This is a genomic window from Bacillus sp. FSL K6-0069 (assembly GCF_038007785.1).
In the GTDB taxonomy this organism is placed as follows: Bacteria; Bacillota; Bacilli; order Bacillales; family Bacillaceae_G; genus Bacillus_A; species Bacillus_A mobilis.
On sequence record NZ_JBBOXN010000001.1, the window covers coordinates 63,373 to 82,500 of the forward strand.

The following is a 19,128-nucleotide window of genomic DNA, read 5'->3' on the forward strand; positions in this document are numbered from 1 at the left end:
TGACTTTTTAACCACTAAGGAGGAGCATTTTTTTTATGTCAATCGAGGTAGGCAGCAAGTTACAGGGTAAAGTAACAGGTATTACAAATTTTGGGGCTTTTGTGGAGCTGCCAGAAGGCTTAACGGGTCTTGTTCATATTAGTGAAGTTGCTGATAATTATGTGAAAGATATTAACGATCACTTAAAAGTGGGCGACCAAGTAGAAGTAAAAGTTATTAACGTTGAAAAAGATGGCAAGATCGGTCTATCTATTAAAAAAGCGAAAGAGCGTGAAAAAACAGAAGGAGATCGTCCACGTGGTGAATACCAACGCGGTGGCGGCGATCAACAACGTTCTGGACGTCCACAACGTAATAATCGTTCTTTCAACAGAGATAACCGTGGCGGCGGTAACGAACGAGCTCCAAAAGAAACATTCGAGCAAAAGATGGCACGTTTCTTAAAGGATAGTGAAGATCGTTTAACTTCTTTAAAGCGTAACACAGAATCTAAACGTGGTGGCCGTGGCGCACGTCGCGGATAATAAGAACGTTTAATTCTTAGCATATAGAGAGGTACCCAGGGCGATTGCTCAGGGTGCTTTTTTATATGTGAAAATATATTTTTAAAAAAGTTTTCAAGATGTGTTGACTTTAAATTATATCTGAGGTAAGATACTAATTGTCCGTTAAATAAGACGACATGGCGGTGTAGCTCAGCTGGCTAGAGCGTACGGTTCATACCCGTGAGGTCGGGGGTTCGATCCCCTCCGCCGCTATATTTAATTTAACGGCCCGTTGGTCAAGTGGTTAAGACACCGCCCTTTCACGGCGGTAACACGGGTTCGAATCCCGTACGGGTCATCCTAAAAAGATCATGCAAATTTGCATGATCTTTTTTTGTTAAATAAATTAAGACATACAATACTTCTACAAAATCACCCTATATTTTCTGAATGTTCGATTAAAATATTAAGGATACATTACATACCGTGTATATATGTAGAGTTATTTCGAATAAAAAGTCGAACGATTATAAAAGTGAAAACTGTTGTTTTGACAAAAATCCCAATAATCATCTTTTATAATGACAGTAATTAAACTATGCAGGTGGTGTTAAAAATATGCCTAAAGCAGGAAGGAATACTATGAATACAAGTGCATTGGCAATGAATGAGAGTCAGCTTGGAGCAGGAAAGTGGACAAGTAAGTTGCGAATGAAGTTTGAACAAGTTTTCTTTAGATGGGGATTTATTATTGTTGTTATTGGTTTTCTTTTGGGACGAGCATATATATTAACAAACATTTTACCGTTTGCACTGCCATTTTTTGCTGCTGTTTATGTTATGAAGCGGGATAAAATGCCGCTCGCGTTCTTGGCTCTAATGGGGGGCGCACTTTCAGTTTCGATAGATAATTTATTCTTTACCTTTGCATCTATTTTTACTTTCTTCATTTATAATATCTTCTTTAGTCGGTTTACACGTAAAACTGTCGGACTTGTTCCATTCCAAGTATTTATCTCCGCATTAACCGCGCATTTAGTTGTCGTATATTTTGCGCAACAAACTGTTACCATGTACGATTTACTCGTTAGTACGATTGAGGCAGGGCTTAGCTTCGTATTAACTATGATATTTTTACAAAGTGTTCCGCTTTTAGTCGAACGAAAAGGTAAACAACAAGCGCTAGAGACAGAAGAAATTGTTTGTTTAATTATATTACTAGCTTCTGTTTTAACAGGTACAACAGATTGGTTTGTATATGACGCTTCTATTCAACATATTTTTACTAGGTATTTAGTGCTCGTGTTTGCATTTATCGCGGGGGCGGCTACAGGATCTACAGTGGGGGTCGTCACTGGATTAATATTAAGTTTAGCGAATGTCTCTAGTTTGTCTCAACTTAGTCTGCTTGCTTTTTCTGGGTTGCTTGGTGGTTTGTTAAAAGAAGGAAAGCGTTTAGGTGTTAGTTTAGGTTTATTAATTGGGACGAGCTTGATTACGCTATATGTAGACAAACAAACAAACATTGTGACAACTTTAATTGAATCTGGTGTGGCGATTGCGTTCTTCTTATTAACACCGAAACTTGTTATGGATCGTATTGCTAAATTCATGCCAGGCACACAGGAACATTCGCAAGATCAACAACAGTATTTAAGAAGGATGCGTGATGTTACAGCGAATAAAATTAATCAATTTGCCAATGTATTTGCTGCTTTATCTAATAGCTTTTCTGTATATGGATATGTGGAGGAGGAAGATAAAGAGACGGAGGCAGATTTGTTCTTAAGCACAATTACTGCAAAAACATGTCAAACATGCTTTAAAAAGGACCAATGCTGGGTAGTTAATTTCGATAAAACGTACGACTATATGAAACAAATAATGAGTGAAACGGAAGAGGGGACGTTGCAGCATAATCGGAAGTTAGTCCGTGAATGGGACAAGCATTGTGTGAGAGGAAAGAAAGTGACGGATTTAGTAGCTGGTGAATTAGATCATTTCTATGAGGGACAGAAATTACGAAAGCAAATGAAAGAAAATCGTAGAATAGTAGCGGAGCAACTATTAGGTGTATCAAAAGTTATGGAGGATTTTGCTAAGGAGATACAAAGAGAACGAGAAAATCATCAAGTACAAGAAGAACAGATCTTGCAAGCGTTTCGTGATTTTGGTGTAGAAATAGAGCACGTTGATATTTATTGTTTAGATAGAGGAAGTATTGATATTGAAATGCTGATTCCAGTTGCATCTAATGAACATGGAGAGTGTGAAAAATTAGTTGCGCCGATGCTTTCTGATATTCTAAAGGAAAATATAGTTGTTAAACATGAAGAAAAGTCTTCTTATCCGAACGGCCACAGCTTAATATCATTTGGTTCAGCAAAGACATATTCTCTTGATACTGGATTGGCCACAGCTGCAAAAGGCGGTGGGTTTGTTTCGGGTGATTCTTACGCGATGATGGATCTAAGCGTCGGTAAATATGCGCTTGCAATTAGTGATGGTATGGGAAATGGGCAAAGAGCTCATATGGAGAGTAAAGAAACGGTGAAATTATTACAAAAAATACTTCAATCAGGCATTGATGAGGAAATAGCGATTAAGTCTATCAATTCTATTCTTTCTTTAAGGACAACAGAAGAGATGTTTACGACGTTAGATTTAGCTATGGTAGATTTGCGGGATGCAAGCGCGAAGTTTTTAAAGATTGGGTCGACACCGAGTTTTGTTAAACGCGCAAATAATATTTTGAAAATTGAGGCAAGTAATTTGCCGATGGGGATTATTGAGGATGTTGAAGTTGATGTAGTAGGTGAACAATTAAAAACGGGTGATATTCTTATTATGATGAGCGATGGGATTTTTGAGGGAGCGCAACATGTGGAGAATCATGAACTATGGATGAAACGAAAAATTAAAGAATTACAAACCGAAGATCCACAAGAAATTGCTGATATCATTATGGAAGAGGTGATTCGCTCTTGTGATGGTTATATAAATGACGATATGACTATTGTTGTGGCGAAAGTGAAGAAAAATATGCCAAAGTGGGCTACGATTCCAATTGTAGGAATGCAGGCACAATAAATTTCAAGTGTGAAGTTTCTCTATTGCTGTTTCTTTCTAAAAACCTAGGTGGATGCCTAGGTTTTTTTGCTTTAACAGATAATATTATTATTTTTGTGAATATGTACGGATGATGTAAGATAAAAATGTAATTTTTGTATATCTTTTTTTTGCACAATGTTTGTAAAAGTTGTACCATTATAAACAAGGTAACTAACGTTGCTGTTCTTGTTTAATGAAAGGTGATTACGAAGTTGAAATATACATTTGTTGAAAAGGTAGATGACTTTGTAAAGCAGCATGATGTATTAAAGGAACATTCAACGATTGTTGTAGGGGTTTCTGGTGGTCCTGACTCTTTGGCTCTTCTATATTATTTGTTAGAAAAAAGAGCAGCAAAACAGTTTGAAATTGTAGTGGCACATGTGGATCATATGTTTAGAGGTGATGAATCTCATGAGGACCTACAGTTTGTGCAGGAACTTTGTAAGGGACTGGGAGTTATTTGCGAAACGATAAGGATTAATGTGTCGCAATATCAACAGCAATACGGGATGAATGCACAAGTTGCTGCTAGAGAATGCAGATATGCATTTTTGGAAAGAATAATGAAGAAATATGATGCGAGATATGTAGCTCTTGGACATCATGGTGATGACCAAGTAGAGACGATCTTAATGCGCCTTGTGCGAGGGAGTACTCCGAAAGGGTATGCAGGCATTGCAGTGAAGCGTCCTTTTCATAATGGATATTTAATTAGGCCGTTACTTGGAGTAACGAAGGAAGAAATTGTTGATTACTGTAATAAGCTAAAAATAATTCCTCGTATAGATCCAAGTAATAAAAAGGAAGTATATACAAGGAATCGATTACGTAAATATGTCCTTCCGCATTTGAAAGAAGAAAATTCACAAGTGCATGAGAAATTCCAAAAATTTAGCATGCAGATGCAAGAGGATGAGGCGTATTTGCAGGAATTAGCTTTTGAGAAAATGAATAAAGTAATTACAAAAAAAAGTGATAAACAAATTAGCTTATCAATTCCTGCCTTTGAATCCATGTCTATGCCTTTACAAAGAAGAGGGATTCAACTAATATTAAACTATCTTTATGAATATAAGATTCCATCTTCTCTTTCCTCTATACATATTGACAAAGTGATTGAGTTTTTTAAGCGAACACAACCTTCGGGTTCACTTGATTTCCCAGGTGATTTAAAAATTGTTCGCGCATACGAGGAGTGCAGCTTTGGATTTAAACAAGAAATTGTTTCTCCTTTTTCACAAGATTTATCAATTCCCGGGACAATTACGCTATCGAACGGGGATAAGCTTGTAGCAGAGGTGAGCGAAGATATACCAAGTAACATGAATGAAACAGTATTTGTTGCTAAGTATAATGATATATCATATCCACTTCGTATTCGTTCTAGAGAAAATGGAGATCGTATGTCAATACAAGGTATGAATGGCACAAAAAAGATAAAAACTATTTTTATCGAAGCAAAAGTACCAAGAGAAAAAAGAGAAGAATGGCCGGTCGTTTGTGATGCAAGTGGGAATATTATTTGGATACCCTTGTTGAAGCGATCTGCATTTGCTATCTCGAAAGAGACGGCAAAGAAGGATAAATATATGATTATTCACTACAAAAGCAAGGAGTCTTCCGGGAGGATAATGAAATGATGAATCAAGATATCGAAAAAGTATTAATTTCTGAAGAACAAATACAAGAAAAGGTGCTCGAATTAGGCGCAATTATTGCAGAGGATTATAAAAACACAGTACCTCTTGCAATCGGCGTATTAAAGGGTGCAATGCCATTCATGGCAGATTTATTAAAGAGAACAGATACATATCTTGAAATGGACTTTATGGCTGTATCTAGTTACGGTCACTCTACTGTTTCAACAGGCGAAGTGAAAATTTTAAAAGACCTTGATACTTCTGTAGAAGGTCGCGATATTTTAATCGTTGAAGATATTATTGATAGCGGTCTTACGCTAAGCTACTTAGTAGACCTATTTAAATATCGTAAAGCGAAATCTGTAAAAATTGTTACGTTATTAGATAAGCCAACAGGCCGCAAAGTAGATTTGAAAGCGGATTATGTTGGATTTACTGTACCGCATGAATTTGTTGTAGGGTATGGATTAGATTATAAAGAGCAGTACCGTAATCTTCCTTATGTAGGAGTATTAAAACCAAGCGTTTACTCAAATTAATTAAATACAGGCGTCACAATTGTATAGGAAATTTTTTCTATGTTACGATTTACTATAGTGTTTATGCCGTGAGAGGAGGTTAGGAATGAATCGTATCTTCCGTAATACCATCTTTTATTTACTGATATTCCTAGTAGTAATTGGAATCGTGAGCTATTTTAATGGTTCGACACAAAAAACGACATCAGTTAGCTACGATAAATTCATTACTAAACTAGAAAAAGGTGAAGTGCGTAATGTGCAACTTCAACCGAAAAATGGTGTATTTGAGGTAAAGGGACAATTTAACAACTCTAGCCAAGGAGAACAATTTGTTACTTATGCACCAAATACTGAGGAATTACAAAAGAAAATTAATGACAAAGCGCAAGGTGCTGAAGTTAAGTATCAACCAGCAGAAGAAACAAGTGCTTGGGTAACGTTCTTTACTTCTATCATTCCGTTTGTTATTATCTTCATTTTATTCTTCTTCTTATTAAACCAAGCTCAGGGCGGCGGTAGCCGTGTTATGAACTTTGGGAAAAGTAAGGCGAAGTTATATAATGACGAAAAGAAAAAAGTTCGTTTCAGAGATGTTGCTGGAGCGGATGAAGAGAAACAAGAGCTTGTTGAGGTAGTTGAATTCTTGAAAGACCCTCGTAAGTTTGCTGAAGTTGGTGCCCGTATTCCGAAGGGTGTTCTATTAGTAGGACCTCCAGGTACAGGTAAAACTTTACTAGCACGTGCCGTTGCAGGTGAGGCAGGCGTTCCGTTCTTCTCTATCAGTGGTTCCGATTTCGTAGAGATGTTTGTCGGTGTCGGTGCATCACGTGTACGTGATTTATTCGAAAATGCAAAGAAAAATGCTCCTTGTATCATTTTCATTGATGAAATTGATGCAGTAGGACGTCAACGTGGCGCAGGTCTTGGTGGTGGCCATGATGAGCGTGAGCAAACGTTGAACCAATTACTTGTTGAAATGGATGGATTCGGTGCAAACGAAGGTATTATTATCATCGCTGCGACAAACCGTCCTGATATTCTTGATCCAGCATTATTACGTCCAGGTCGTTTTGACCGTCAAATTACAGTAGATCGTCCAGATGTAAATGGCCGTGAAGCTGTACTGAAAGTACATGCTCGTAATAAACCGCTTGATGAGAATATCAACTTAAGAGCAATCGCAACTCGTACACCAGGATTCTCTGGTGCCGATCTTGAAAACTTATTAAACGAAGCTGCTTTAGTGGCTGCGCGTCAAGATAAGAAGAAAATTGATATGAGTGACATTGATGAAGCGACGGATCGCGTTATTGCAGGTCCTGCTAAGAAAAGTCGTGTTATCTCTGAAAAAGAACGTAATATCGTTGCTTTCCATGAAGCGGGCCATACTGTAATTGGTGTTGTTCTTGATGAAGCTGATGTCGTTCATAAAGTAACAATTGTCCCTCGTGGTCAAGCTGGTGGATATGCAGTAATGCTTCCGAAAGAAGATCGTTACTTCATGACAAAACCAGAGTTGCTTGATAAAATCACTGGTTTACTTGGTGGTCGAGTGGCTGAGGAGATTGTATTTGGTGAAGTGAGTACAGGTGCTCACAACGACTTCCAACGTGCGACTGGCATTGCAAGACGTATGGTTACGGAATTCGGTATGAGTGATAAGCTTGGACCGATGCAATTTGGTAGCTCACAAGGTGGTCAAGTGTTCTTAGGAAGAGACTTCCATTCAGAACAAAACTACAGTGATGCAATTGCACATGAAATCGATGTGGAAATGCAAACAATTATGAAAGATTGTTATGCTCGTGCGAAAGAAATTCTTACTGAAAATCGTGATAAACTAGATCTTATTGCGAAAACGCTACTTGAAGTAGAAACGTTAGATGCAGAGCAAATCAATCATTTATGTGATTACGGCAGATTGCCAGAACGTCCAACATCTTCAGCTGATGTGAAAGTAAACATCAACATGAAAAAGGACGATGAAGAATCAGAAGATAAGTAAGAGATGAAGGAGTGACGATGGTCACTCCTTTTTTTATTTGTGGAACGAGATGAAGTAGAAAAGAATTTAAATAAATCGGGTATTAAAAATTGAAATAGGGCGTAATCTTTTTGTAAAATGATGAGGATAGAAAAGCTGATTATATAAGTATGTGTGATATGATGTTTTTATAAGTTTTATACATACTGCACAAATATAGATTAAATAAGATAAGTGGTGAGAATATGATTTTTGTATTGGATGTAGGTAACACAAATGCTGTGCTAGGCGTGTTTGAAGAGGGGGAACTTCGTCAACATTGGCGCATGGAAACAGATCGTCATAAGACAGAAGATGAATATGGAATGCTTGTAAAGCAGTTGCTTGAGCATGAAGGTCTTTCGTTTGAAGATGTGAAAGGTATTATTGTGTCTTCAGTCGTACCACCAATTATGTTTGCTTTAGAGCGCATGTGTGAAAAATATTTTAAAATTAAACCGCTTGTAGTAGGTCCTGGAATAAAAACGGGGCTAAATATTAAATATGAAAATCCACGTGAAGTAGGCGCGGACCGAATTGTAAATGCGGTAGCAGGAATACACTTATATGGAAGTCCGCTTATTATTGTCGATTTCGGTACGGCTACTACATATTGTTATATTAACGAAGAAAAGCATTATATGGGTGGAGTTATTACGCCGGGAATTATGATTTCAGCAGAGGCTTTATATAGTAGAGCGGCAAAACTTCCTCGTATTGAAATTACAAAACCAAGCAGTGTTGTTGGAAAGAATACGGTAAGTGCGATGCAATCGGGTATTCTTTATGGTTATGTTGGACAAGTGGAAGGTATTGTTAAGCGTATGAAAGAGGAAGCTAAACAAGAACCGAAAGTTATTGCAACAGGTGGATTGGCGAAATTAATTTCAGAAGAATCGAATGTAATTGATGTTGTAGATCCATTTTTAACATTAAAAGGTTTGTATATGTTATACGAGCGTAATGCAAATTTACAGCATGAGAAAGGTGAATAAATGAGTATGAAAGATTATTTAGTAAAAGCGTTAGCGTTTGATGGAGAAGTGCGTGCATATAGTGTACGTACTACAAACACAGTAAGTGAGGCGCAAAGACGTCATGACACATGGAGAACAGCTTCAGCGGCGCTTGGTCGTTCTTTAACTGCAGGTACAATGATGGGCGCAATGTTAAAAGGTGACCAAAAGTTAACGATTAAGGTAGAAGGTAATGGTCCGATTGGCCCCATCTTAGTAGATGCTCATGCAAATGGGGATGTACGTGGTTATGTAACGAATCCACATGTTGATTTTGAAGGAACGGAACAAGGGAAATTACGTGTATATCAAGCGGTAGGCACTGAAGGATTTGTAACAGTAATTAAAGATATTGGTATGCGTGAGCCGTTTATTGGTCAATCTCCAATTGTTTCAGGAGAATTAGGAGAAGACTTCACGTATTATTTTGCAGTTTCTGAGCAAACACCTTCTTCTGTAGGAGTTGGCGTTCTTGTAAATGGAGATGACAGCGTATTAGCAGCAGGTGGATTTATCCTTCAAATTATGCCAGGTGCACAGGAAGAAACAATTTCATTCATTGAAGATCGTTTGCAGAACATTCCTCCTGTATCAACGTTAATTGAACAAGGGCTTTCTCCAGAAGAGTTACTGTATGCAGTTCTTGGAGAAGATAAAGTAAAAGTATTGGAAACGATGGATGTTCAATTTAATTGCACATGTTCACGCGAACGTATTGAGAGTGTGTTAATTAGTTTAGGTAAAACAGAGTTAGAGCAAGTTCGTGCAGAAGAAGAAGAGACAGAAGTTCATTGTCATTTCTGTAATGAGCGATACAAGTTCTCTAAAGAAGATATTACAAATTTAATCGAGAGTTTGTAATAAGGAAATTAAGGGGATTCACCCCCTAAATAGATTGACAAACAGGGAATTTTCTGACAAAATCTAAATATAGATAAAACCAATAAAAATACTCGGTGTTAGGAGTGACAGGAATGCGAGTGGCACAATCAGTTTCAGAATTAATCGGGAAAACGCCGATCGTTAAGTTGAACCGCATCGTAGAATCAGACAGCGCAGATATATACTTAAAATTAGAATTTATGAATCCAGGGAGCAGCGTTAAAGATCGTATTGCATTAGCTATGATTGAAGATGCTGAGAAAAAAGGATTATTAAAAGAAGGCGATACAATCATTGAACCAACAAGTGGTAACACAGGAATTGGTTTAGCGATGGTAGCGGCCGCTAAAGGATATAAGGCAATTTTAGTAATGCCAGAAACAATGAGTATTGAGCGTCGTAATTTATTACGTGCTTACGGTGCGGAATTAGTATTGACTCCAGGGCCTGAAGGAATGGGTGGAGCAATTCGTCAAGCGACTGAATTAGCAAAAGAGCATGGTTACTTTATACCGCAACAGTTCAAAAATCAATCGAATCCAGAAATTCATCGTTTAACAACAGGGCCAGAAATTGTTGAACAAATGGGCGATCAATTAGATGCGTTTATTGCAGGTATTGGCACAGGTGGAACGATTACTGGTGCTGGTGAAGTACTGAAGGAAGCGTATAAAGATATTAAAATTTATGCAGTAGAACCTGCGGATTCACCAGTATTATCTGGTGGGAAACCAGGTCCACATAAAATCCAAGGAATTGGGGCGGGATTCATCCCAGAGACATTGGATGTAGAAGTATATGATGAAATTGTTCAAGTGAAAACGGAGCAAGCATTTGAATATGCAAGAAGAGTGGCTAAAGAGGAAGGTATTTTAGTTGGTATCTCTTCTGGAGCGGTTATTTATGCGGCAACAGAAATTGCGAAAAAGTTAGGTAAAGGGAAAAAGGTACTTGTTATTATCCCAAGTAACGGTGAACGTTATTTAAGTACACCACTTTATCAATTTGAGTCTTAATTATATGTGATTGAAAAAGCATCCTTGAAAAAGGATGCTTTTTCTTTTTGGATTGGAAATAGGAAAAGAGTGAATGACTAGAAAACTTCATGTAAAATAAGAGATAGTATAATTAATTTATTTTCACTAGCCTTCGAGTATAACCGTTCTATATACATAATGAATGTAGTTTGTGGTGGTTACTTTAAGAGGGTGGGATAAAAGAAGACGGGGTGTTGATATGCAACGAAGAAAATCTTTAGCGCTTTCTATTCCATATCAGTTAGATTTCTTTAAGCAATATAAATTTCTTTCTAAGGATAAACCGCAACATATTTTGTTAGAAAGTGGACGTGGCGGTCGTTATAACATTGTGGGGTTGAACCCAGTAGCGGTAATCCGAGGGAAGGATGAAACGTTACATATAAGCGAAAGTGGTAAGGAAACAATAAAGCAAGGAAACCCATTAGATTTAATGCAGGAATATATGGAGCGATGGAAAACGGACTATAATCCAGAGTACCCGCCTTTTCAAGGTGGTGCGATTGGTTACTTTAGTTATGATTGCATCCGTTATATTGAAAAACTTCCTTCTCTTGCGGAGGATGACATTAATATACCTGATATATTCTTTTTATTATTTGATGATGTGTTTGTGTATGATCAAGAAGAGAAAGTATTATGGATTATTACACATTATGTAGATAAGCATGAAGAGGCAAAAGAGCGATTAAATGAGTGGAAGGTTCTTTGGGCGACAGAAGCGCCGGAAGTGACTATACCATTTGCATGCCCTGAAAAGAAAAGTGAAGCAGTTGCTTTTACGGAAGAAAGCTTTATGAAGGCGGTTGAATGTATTCAAGAATATATTGGTGCTGGTGATGTGTTCCAAGTGAACTTGTCGACGAGACAAGAAAGAACGTTACAAACACACCCGCTAGAAATTTATACAAGTCTTCGTGAAATTAATCCATCTCCATATATGGGTTACTTGGAGCTGGGAGATTTTCAAATTGTTAGTGGATCGCCGGAGTTGTTAATTAAGAAACAAGGAACCGAAGTAAGTACAAGACCAATTGCTGGAACAAGATCTAGAGGTGCGAATGAGCAAGAGGATGAAGCATTAGCCAGAGAATTGATTGAGAACGAAAAAGAAAGAGCAGAGCACGTCATGCTTGTAGATTTAGAACGAAATGATTTAGGGCGTGTTTGTAAATATGGCACTGTAGAAGTAGATGAATTTATGGTAATCGAGAAATACTCACATGTAATGCATATTGTTTCTAATGTGCGTGGTGAGGTGGATGAAGATAAAGATGCTTTTGATTTAGTGAAGGCTGTATTCCCTGGGGGAACAATTACTGGTGCCCCGAAAATACGTACGATGGAAATTATTGAAGAATTAGAACCTGTTCGCAGAGGGATTTATACAGGTTCAATCGGTTGGATCGGTTATTCTGGAGATACAGAATTGAATATTGTAATTAGAACACTTCTTGCTAAAGATGGACAGGCTCATGTACAAGCAGGAGCGGGAATTGTAATTGATTCAAATCCGGAAAATGAATATAAAGAGTCGTTAAAAAAGGCGATTGCTTTATGGCGTGCAAAAGAACGTAGTGAAGAAACGGTTAGGTGAGAGAAATGATATTAATGATTGATAATTATGATTCTTTTACATTTAATTTAGTGCAGTTTCTTGGGGAACTCGGACAAGAGCTTGTTGTTAAACGAAACGATGAAGTGACTATTTCAGATATTGAGAATATGAAACCAGACTTTTTAATGATTTCACCAGGTCCGTGTAGTCCGAATGAAGCAGGTATTAGTATGGAGGTTATTCAATACTTTGCTGGGAAGATTCCGATTTTCGGGGTTTGCCTTGGGCATCAATCCATTGCACAAGTGTTCGGTGGAGAGGTTGTTCGTGCTGAGCGCTTAATGCATGGAAAAACATCGCTTATGCATCATGACGGAAAGACGATTTTTTTGGATATTCCTAATCCGTTTACTGCAACGCGCTATCATTCCCTTATCGTTAAGAAAGAGACATTACCTGATTGCTTAGAGGTAACATCTTGGACGGAAGAAGGGGAAATTATGGCGCTCCGTCATAAAACGTTACCGATTGAAGGTGTACAGTTCCATCCGGAATCGATTATGACTTCCCACGGGAAAGAGTTGTTGCAGAATTTCATTCGTAAATACAGTCCAAGTGTGACATCATGTTAATTTACGTAAATGGTGAGTATGTAGAAGCAAATGAAGCAAGAATTTCTCCTTATGACCATGGTTATTTATATGGCCTTGGAGTTTTTGAGACATTTCGTATTTATAATGGTCATCCTTTCTTATTGGATGATCATTATGATCGTTTAATAGATGCGCTGAATACATTGCAAATTAAATGGACAATGACGAAAGATGAAGTGTTGCTTATTTTGAAGAATCTACTCGTTAAGAATGAATTAGAGCATGCGTATGTTCGTTTTAATGTATCGGCGGGTATAGATGAAATTGGATTACAAACGGAAATGTATGAAGAGCCGTCTGTTATTGTTTTTATAAAACCTTTAGCAGCCCCGGGAGATGTAGTGGAAAAAGAAGGGGTTGTTTTAAAGCAAGTGCGAAATACACCAGAAGGTGCGTCCCGCTTGAAGTCTCATCATTACTTAAATAACATTTTAGGGAAACGTGAAATTGGAAATGTTGTGAATAAGGAAGGTATTTTCCTTACTGAAACAGGTTATGTTGCAGAGGGTATTGTTTCGAATCTCTTTTTCGTAAAAGGTAGTATTTTATATACACCTTCGTTAAAAACGGGGATTTTAAATGGTATCACTCGTGCGTTTATTATAAAGGTTGCTGAAGAGTTAGGGATAGAAGTAAAGGAAGGTTTCTTTACAAAAGATGAATTACTTTCAGCTGATGAAGTTTTCGTAACAAACTCGATTCAAGAAATTGTTCCACTTTACCATGTAGAGGGAAGAGATTTCCCGGGTAAAGTAGGCATAGTTACAAAAAGGTTTATGAGTCTTTATGAAATGCAGAGAGAGAAATTGTGGAGCAGAAATGAATTGTGAAGAGGAGATGTGTAGTTTGAAGTGGGATTATGATTTGCGCTGCGGCGAATATACATTGAACTTAAATGAAAAAACCTTAATTATGGGGATTTTAAATGTAACGCCAGATTCGTTTTCCGATGGTGGGAGTTACAACGAGGTAGAGGCTGCGGTGCGCCATGCGAAAGAAATGCGAGATCAAGGTGCTCATATTATTGATGTCGGCGGTGAATCTACTCGTCCGGGTTTTGCTAAAGTATCGGTGGAAGAAGAAATCAAGCGAGTCGTTCCGATGATTCAGGCTGTTTCAAAAGAAGTGAAATTACCTATTTCTATCGACACGTATAAAGCTGAAGTTGCAAAGCAGGCAATAGAGGCGGGTGCTCATATTATTAATGATATTTGGGGAGCGAAGGCGCAACCAAAAATCGCTGAAGTAGCAGCTCATTACGATGTACCTATTATTTTAATGCATAATCGCGATAACATGAATTACCGCAATTTAATGGCTGATATGGTTGCTGATTTATATGACAGTATTAAAATTGCTAAAGATGCTGGTGTGCGAGATGAGAATATCATTTTAGACCCAGGCATCGGTTTTGCTAAAACACCTGAACAAAATTTAGAAGCGATGCGTAATTTAGAACAGTTAAACGTACTGGGTTACCCGGTGCTGTTAGGTACTTCAAGAAAGTCCTTTATTGGGCATGTGCTAGATTTACCAGTAGAGGAACGTCTTGAGGGAACGGGAGCTACCGTTTGTCTCGGTATTGAAAAGGGCTGTGAGTTTGTTCGTGTTCATGATGTGAAGGAAATGTCACGTATGGCTAAGATGATGGACGCGATGATTGGTAAGGGGGTAAAGTAATTGGATAAAATCTATGTTCATGATATGGAGTTTTACGGTTATCATGGTGTATTCCCAGAGGAAAATAAATTGGGACAGAGATTTAAAGTGGACTTAACGGTGGAATTGGATCTGAAGCAGGCGGGAGAAAGTGATGACTTAGAGCATTCTGTCAATTATGGAGAACTTTTCGAATTATGTAGAAAAGTTGTTGAAGATAGAAAGTATAAGCTTGTGGAGAGTATCGCTGAAAATATTGCTGCAGATATATTGAAACAATATGAGAGTATTTGCCGTTGTACAATTAAAGTAATTAAACCAGATCCGCCGATACCTGGGCATTATCGTGCTGTAGCAGTGGAAATTACGAGAGAACGTCCATGAATAATATAGCTTACATTGCATTAGGCTCAAATATCGGAGAACGTCACACGTATTTAACTGAAGCGATTCAGTTTCTAAATAAAAATCCTTATATCCAAGTTGAGGATGTTTCGTCTGTATATGAAACGGAACCAGTTGGTTATACTGACCAAAGTTGTTTTTTAAATTTAGTTGTAAAAATTTCTACCAATTTATCACCGCAAGAGTTATTGAAAGTTACGCAAAGAGTAGAGAATGATTTAGGAAGAAAAAGGGAAATCAGGTGGGGTCCGAGGACCATCGACCTTGACATTTTGCTATATAATCAAGAAAATATTGAAGCAGAGAATCTTATTGTTCCGCATCCGCGGATGTTCGAAAGAGCTTTTGTTATCGTTCCGTTGTTAGAGATTAATCAAGATATTAAACAAAACATTTCACGTTCACAAGTAGAAGAAATGAAAAGGCGAGAGGGAGTAACGGTATGGAAGCAGAAAAATGGGGAAGACGCATTCGTGCTTTTCGAAAGCTAAAAGGCTATACGCAAGAAGGTTTTGCGAAAGAGTTAGGGGTATCTGTATCTGTTTTAGGTGAAGTTGAGAGAGGGAATCGATCGCCTTCCCAAGATTTTGTAGTGGAAGTTGCTAAGGCATTGAAGGTTTCGGTGGAGGAATTAATGCCAAAGTGACTATGAAGGAAGGAGTAAGTCGAGTGTTAAAGATCGCAAATATTGAGATGAAAAACCCGGTTGTATTAGCACCGATGGCGGGAGTGTGTAATTCTGCATTCCGTTTGACAGTAAAAGAATTTGGTGCAGGACTAGTTTGTGCTGAGATGGTAAGTGATAAAGCGATATTGCTTAATAACAAAAGAACATTAGATATGTTATATATTGATGAAAGAGAAAAGCCATTAAGTTTACAAATTTTCGGCGGAGAGAAAGAAACTCTTGTAGATGCTGCGAAATATGTAGATAAATATACGACAGCAGACATTATTGATATTAATATGGGGTGCCCAGTACCGAAAATCATTAAGTGTGATGCGGGAGCAAAGTGGCTTTTAGACCCGAATAAAATATATGAAATGGTAGCGGCAGTTGTAGATGCTGTTGAAAAGCCGGTTACAGTTAAGATGCGTATTGGTTGGGATGCAGATCATATTTTTGCAATTGAGAATGCGAAAGCTGTTGAGCGTGCTGGCGGACAAGCGGTAGCGGTTCATGGGCGTACACGAGTACAAATGTATGAAGGGAAAGCGGATTGGGATATTATTAAACAAGTAAAACAAGCTGTAAATATCCCGGTTATCGGAAATGGTGATGTCGAAACACCACAAGATGCAAAGCGTATGCTTGATGAAATTGGTGTAGATGGTGTTATGATTGGTCGCGCTGCCCTTGGGGACCCGTGGATGATTTATCGCACGGTAAAGTATTTGGAAACAGGTGAATTAATGCCGGAACCGACAGTGCGTGAGAAAATTGACGTATGTATGTTGCATCTAGATCGTCTTATCGATTTAAAGAACGAAAATGTCGCTGTAAGAGAAATGAGAAAGCATGCAGCTTGGTATTTAAAGGGTGTTCGTGGTAATGCAACTGTACGTAATGGAATCAATGCTTGTAATACGCGTGAAGACCTTGCGAATGTATTAGGTGCATTTGTAGAAGAAGTAGAAGCGAAACAACAAACAATTCACGTTGGTTAATAATAGATAGGGAAGATTGACATTCTTCTATACACTTCCTATAATTACGTGAAAGAAAGAAGAACTGCCAGCTAGTTGCTGGCAGTTTTTCTAGTTGAGTAGAAAATGCTATACTGTATATATTGTAAAAATTAATAGAGCTGGAGTGATATCAATACCATGGATAACATGAACCACGAAGAATTAAACGACCAATTGCTTGTTCGTCGTGAAAAGTTACATAACTTACGTGAGCAAGGAATCGATCCGTTCGGTAAACGATTTGAACGTACAAATGCAACAAATGACTTATTAAGCTTATATGGAGAGTTCTCTAAAGAGGAATTAGAAGAGAAAGAAATCTCTGTTTCTATCGCTGGTCGTATTATGACAAAACGCGGTAAAGGAAAAGCTGGATTTGCACATATTCAAGATTTACATGGACAAGTTCAAATTTATGTTCGTAAAGATGCTGTTGGAGATGAAGAGTACGAATTATTTAAAACAGCAGATTTAGGTGACTTAGTAGGTATTGAAGGTAAAGTATTCAAAACAAACGTTGGAGAACTTTCAGTGAAAGCAACGGGCTTTACACTATTAACGAAATCTCTTCGTCCATTACCGGATAAATATCATGGGTTAAAAGATGTTGAACAACGCTACCGTCAACGTTACTTAGATTTAATTACAAGTATGGAAAGCCGTGAAACATTCGTTACTCGTAGTAAAATCATTCGTGAAATGAGAAGATACTTAGATGACAATGGTTACCTTGAAGTGGAAACACCTATGATGCATGCAATTGCAGGTGGAGCTTCTGCGCGTCCTTTCATTACACACCATAATGCGTTAGATATGGAATTATACATGCGTATCGCAATTGAACTTCATTTAAAACGCCTTATTGTGGGTGGATTAGAAAAAGTTTATGAAATCGGTCGTGTATTCCGTAATGAGGGTGTATCAACTCGCCATAACCCAGAGTTTACAATGATTGAATTATATGAGGCGTATGCTGATTATAAAGATATTATGAAACTAACAGAAAATATGGTTGCTCATATTGCGAAGCAAGTACTAGGTACAACAACAATCCAATATGGTGATTATGAAATTAATCTAGAGCCAGAATGGACACGTCTTCATATGGTAGATGCGATTAAAGAACACTCTGGAGCAGATTTCTGGAATCCAATGAGTGTAGAAGAAGCGCGTGAACTTGCAAAAGAACATAATGTAGGTATTAAGGATACGATGGAAGTTGGTCATATTATAAACGAATTCTTCGAACAAAAAGTAGAAGATAAATTAATCCAACCAACGTTTATTTACGGTCATCCGGTAGAAATTTCGCCACTTGCGAAAAAGAATGACGAAGATCCACGATTCACAGATCGTTTCGAATTATTTATCGTTGCACGTGAACATGCAAATGCATTCACTGAGCTAAATGATCCGATTGATCAAAAAGAACGTTTTGAAGCGCAACTAAAAGAGCGTGAACAAGGTAATGATGAAGCCCACATGATGGATGATGATTATATTGAAGCTCTTGAGTACGGTATGCCTCCTACAGGTGGACTAGGAATTGGTATTGATCGTCTTGTTATGCTATTAACAAATGCGCCATCTATTCGTGATGTATTATTATTCCCTGCTATGCGTCATAAACAAGACTAAGCTTTGGAGATTTCTCCAAAGCTTTTTTTATTTGAGTAAGAGTTACATGGGGATAGTAGTTCTTGATGGCGCAAGAAATTATATTTATATAGAAGAAATGTGCTGTTTTTATACTTTTTTACTAAGTTAAAAATTTTATTAGAAAAACTATTGCATTTTAATAATCAAACTGGTATATTTATATTCGTTGCCACGAAAGGTAACAAGCAAAACAAACGAAAAACAACTTATTGAAAAAAAGTTGTTGACGAAAATATAACGAAATGTTATATTAATAAAGTCGCTTCTGAGCGACAGGCAAGTTCTTTGAAAACTGAACGAAACAAACAACGTGAAACGTCAATTTTTATTTTTAGATGCTAGACAAACTAACTTTATTGGAGAGTTTGATCCTGGCTCAGGATGAACGCTGGCGGCGTGCCTAATACATGCAAGTCGAGCGAATGGATTGAGAGCTTGCTCTCAAGAAGTTAGCGGCGGACGGGTGAGTAACACGTGGGTAACCTGCCCATAAGACTGGGATAACTCCGGGAAACCGGGGCTAATACCGGATAACATTTTGAACTGCATGGTTCGAAATTGAAAGGCGGCTTCGGCTGTCACTTATGGATGGACCCGCGTCGCATTAGCTAGTTGGTGAGGTAACGGCTCACCAAGGCAACGATGCGTAGCCGACCTGAGAGGGTGATCGGCCACACTGGGACTGAGACACGGCCCAGACTCCTACGGGAGGCAGCAGTAGGGAATCTTCCGCAATGGACGAAAGTCTGACGGAGCAACGCCGCGTGAGTGATGAAGGCTTTCGGGT

The 19,128-nt window shown here is 38.0% G+C and carries 17 protein-coding genes, 2 tRNA genes and 1 rRNA gene (1 of these 20 only partly in view); all 20 read left to right on the forward strand.

Annotated elements, in window-relative coordinates; genetic code table 11:
• The first annotated feature begins 35 nt into the window (after positions 1 to 35).
• Entirely contained in the window at positions 36 to 524 is a 489-nt protein-coding gene (locus tag MHB74_RS00340) for a S1 domain-containing RNA-binding protein (RefSeq protein WP_061678909.1), read from the forward strand.
• A gap of 160 nt (positions 525 to 684) precedes the next feature.
• A tRNA-Met gene (locus MHB74_RS00345) sits at positions 685 to 758 on the forward strand.
• Positions 759 to 771: 13 nt separating this feature from the next.
• Positions 772 to 843 (forward strand) — tRNA-Glu (locus MHB74_RS00350).
• A gap of 260 nt (positions 844 to 1,103) precedes the next feature.
• A complete protein-coding gene (gene spoIIE / locus MHB74_RS00355) occupies positions 1,104 to 3,575 on the forward strand; it encodes a stage II sporulation protein E (protein WP_061678908.1) in 2,472 nt (823 codons plus the stop codon).
• Positions 3,576 to 3,808: 233 nt separating this feature from the next.
• Positions 3,809 to 5,239, forward strand: a complete 1,431-nt coding sequence (tilS, locus tag MHB74_RS00360; protein ID WP_061678907.1) for a tRNA lysidine(34) synthetase TilS — start codon at positions 3,809 to 3,811, stop codon at positions 5,237 to 5,239.
• A complete protein-coding gene (hpt, locus tag MHB74_RS00365; RefSeq protein WP_000981838.1) occupies positions 5,236 to 5,778 on the forward strand; it encodes a hypoxanthine phosphoribosyltransferase in 543 nt (180 codons plus the stop codon). Before tilS ends, hpt begins: the two co-directional genes overlap by 4 nt.
• An 85-nt stretch (positions 5,779 to 5,863) precedes the next feature.
• Complete coding sequence (gene ftsH, locus MHB74_RS00370) at positions 5,864 to 7,765, forward strand: ATP-dependent zinc metalloprotease FtsH (protein WP_001079662.1); 1,902 nt, start codon at positions 5,864 to 5,866, stop codon at positions 7,763 to 7,765.
• A 224-nt stretch (positions 7,766 to 7,989) separates the two neighbouring features.
• On the forward strand, positions 7,990 to 8,778 hold the full coding sequence (locus MHB74_RS00375) for a type III pantothenate kinase (protein WP_000578367.1): 789 nt from the start codon (positions 7,990 to 7,992) through the stop codon (positions 8,776 to 8,778).
• A 6-nt stretch (positions 8,779 to 8,784) separates the two neighbouring features.
• On the forward strand, positions 8,785 to 9,660 hold the full coding sequence (gene hslO / locus MHB74_RS00380; RefSeq protein ID WP_061678927.1) for a redox-regulated molecular chaperone HslO: 876 nt from the start codon (positions 8,785 to 8,787) through the stop codon (positions 9,658 to 9,660).
• A 113-nt stretch (positions 9,661 to 9,773) separates the two neighbouring features.
• Positions 9,774 to 10,697 carry a cysteine synthase A gene (gene cysK / locus MHB74_RS00385; RefSeq protein ID WP_001261702.1) on the forward strand — a complete coding sequence of 308 codons (924 nt, stop codon included), beginning with the start codon at positions 9,774 to 9,776 and terminating at the stop codon, positions 10,695 to 10,697.
• Positions 10,698 to 10,917: 220 nt separating this feature from the next.
• Positions 10,918 to 12,315 carry an aminodeoxychorismate synthase component I gene (pabB, locus tag MHB74_RS00390; RefSeq protein WP_061678906.1) on the forward strand — a complete coding sequence of 466 codons (1,398 nt, stop codon included), beginning with the start codon at positions 10,918 to 10,920 and terminating at the stop codon, positions 12,313 to 12,315.
• A 5-nt stretch (positions 12,316 to 12,320) separates the two neighbouring features.
• The gene (pabA, locus tag MHB74_RS00395) at positions 12,321 to 12,908 is read left to right on the forward strand and encodes an aminodeoxychorismate/anthranilate synthase component II (protein WP_061678905.1); all 588 of its coding nucleotides are present in this window, start codon (positions 12,321 to 12,323) and stop codon (positions 12,906 to 12,908) included.
• Entirely contained in the window at positions 12,902 to 13,759 is an 858-nt protein-coding gene (pabC, locus tag MHB74_RS00400) for an aminodeoxychorismate lyase (protein ID WP_061678904.1), read from the forward strand. The genes pabA and pabC overlap by 7 nt, the downstream gene beginning before the upstream one ends.
• Positions 13,749 to 14,609, forward strand: coding sequence for a dihydropteroate synthase (folP, locus tag MHB74_RS00405; protein WP_061678903.1), 861 nt, complete (start codon positions 13,749 to 13,751; stop codon positions 14,607 to 14,609). Before pabC ends, folP begins: the two co-directional genes overlap by 11 nt.
• The gene (gene folB, locus MHB74_RS00410) at positions 14,610 to 14,972 is read left to right on the forward strand and encodes a dihydroneopterin aldolase (protein WP_061678902.1); all 363 of its coding nucleotides are present in this window, start codon (positions 14,610 to 14,612) and stop codon (positions 14,970 to 14,972) included.
• Complete coding sequence (gene folK, locus MHB74_RS00415) at positions 14,969 to 15,484, forward strand: 2-amino-4-hydroxy-6-hydroxymethyldihydropteridine diphosphokinase (RefSeq protein ID WP_001059441.1); 516 nt, start codon at positions 14,969 to 14,971, stop codon at positions 15,482 to 15,484. Before folB ends, folK begins: the two co-directional genes overlap by 4 nt.
• Complete coding sequence (locus tag MHB74_RS00420; RefSeq protein WP_000387029.1) at positions 15,436 to 15,639, forward strand: helix-turn-helix domain-containing protein; 204 nt, start codon at positions 15,436 to 15,438, stop codon at positions 15,637 to 15,639. Before folK ends, MHB74_RS00420 begins: the two co-directional genes overlap by 49 nt.
• A 23-nt stretch (positions 15,640 to 15,662) precedes the next feature.
• On the forward strand, positions 15,663 to 16,661 hold the full coding sequence (gene dusB / locus MHB74_RS00425; RefSeq protein ID WP_000912237.1) for a tRNA dihydrouridine synthase DusB: 999 nt from the start codon (positions 15,663 to 15,665) through the stop codon (positions 16,659 to 16,661).
• A 159-nt stretch (positions 16,662 to 16,820) separates the two neighbouring features.
• On the forward strand, positions 16,821 to 18,320 hold the full coding sequence (lysS, locus tag MHB74_RS00430) for a lysine--tRNA ligase (protein ID WP_000369672.1): 1,500 nt from the start codon (positions 16,821 to 16,823) through the stop codon (positions 18,318 to 18,320).
• 374 nt (positions 18,321 to 18,694) lie between these two features.
• Positions 18,695 to 19,128 (forward strand): 16S ribosomal RNA (locus tag MHB74_RS00435) (it continues 1,118 nt past the right edge of the window).

Excerpts from the sequence above, each read along its gene's own strand:
- MHB74_RS00340 (WP_061678909.1), top strand. The coding sequence starts at position 36 with ATGTCAATCGAGGTAGGCAGCAAGTTACAGGGTAAAGTAACAGGTATT.
- spoIIE (WP_061678908.1), top strand. The coding sequence starts at position 1,104 with ATGCCTAAAGCAGGAAGGAATACTATGAATACAAGTGCATTGGCAATG.
- hpt (WP_000981838.1), top strand. The coding sequence starts at position 5,236 with ATGATGAATCAAGATATCGAAAAAGTATTAATTTCTGAAGAACAAATA.
- ftsH (WP_001079662.1), top strand. The coding sequence starts at position 5,864 with ATGAATCGTATCTTCCGTAATACCATCTTTTATTTACTGATATTCCTA.
- MHB74_RS00375 (WP_000578367.1), top strand. The coding sequence starts at position 7,990 with ATGATTTTTGTATTGGATGTAGGTAACACAAATGCTGTGCTAGGCGTG.
- hslO (WP_061678927.1), top strand. The coding sequence starts at position 8,785 with ATGAAAGATTATTTAGTAAAAGCGTTAGCGTTTGATGGAGAAGTGCGT.
- cysK (WP_001261702.1), top strand. The coding sequence starts at position 9,774 with ATGCGAGTGGCACAATCAGTTTCAGAATTAATCGGGAAAACGCCGATC.
- pabB (WP_061678906.1), top strand. The coding sequence starts at position 10,918 with ATGCAACGAAGAAAATCTTTAGCGCTTTCTATTCCATATCAGTTAGAT.
- pabA (WP_061678905.1), top strand. The coding sequence starts at position 12,321 with ATGATATTAATGATTGATAATTATGATTCTTTTACATTTAATTTAGTG.
- pabC (WP_061678904.1), top strand. The coding sequence starts at position 12,902 with ATGTTAATTTACGTAAATGGTGAGTATGTAGAAGCAAATGAAGCAAGA.
- folP (WP_061678903.1), top strand. The coding sequence starts at position 13,749 with ATGAATTGTGAAGAGGAGATGTGTAGTTTGAAGTGGGATTATGATTTG.
- folK (WP_001059441.1), top strand. The coding sequence starts at position 14,969 with ATGAATAATATAGCTTACATTGCATTAGGCTCAAATATCGGAGAACGT.
- MHB74_RS00420 (WP_000387029.1), top strand. The coding sequence starts at position 15,436 with ATGGAAGCAGAAAAATGGGGAAGACGCATTCGTGCTTTTCGAAAGCTA.
- lysS (WP_000369672.1), top strand. The coding sequence starts at position 16,821 with ATGGATAACATGAACCACGAAGAATTAAACGACCAATTGCTTGTTCGT.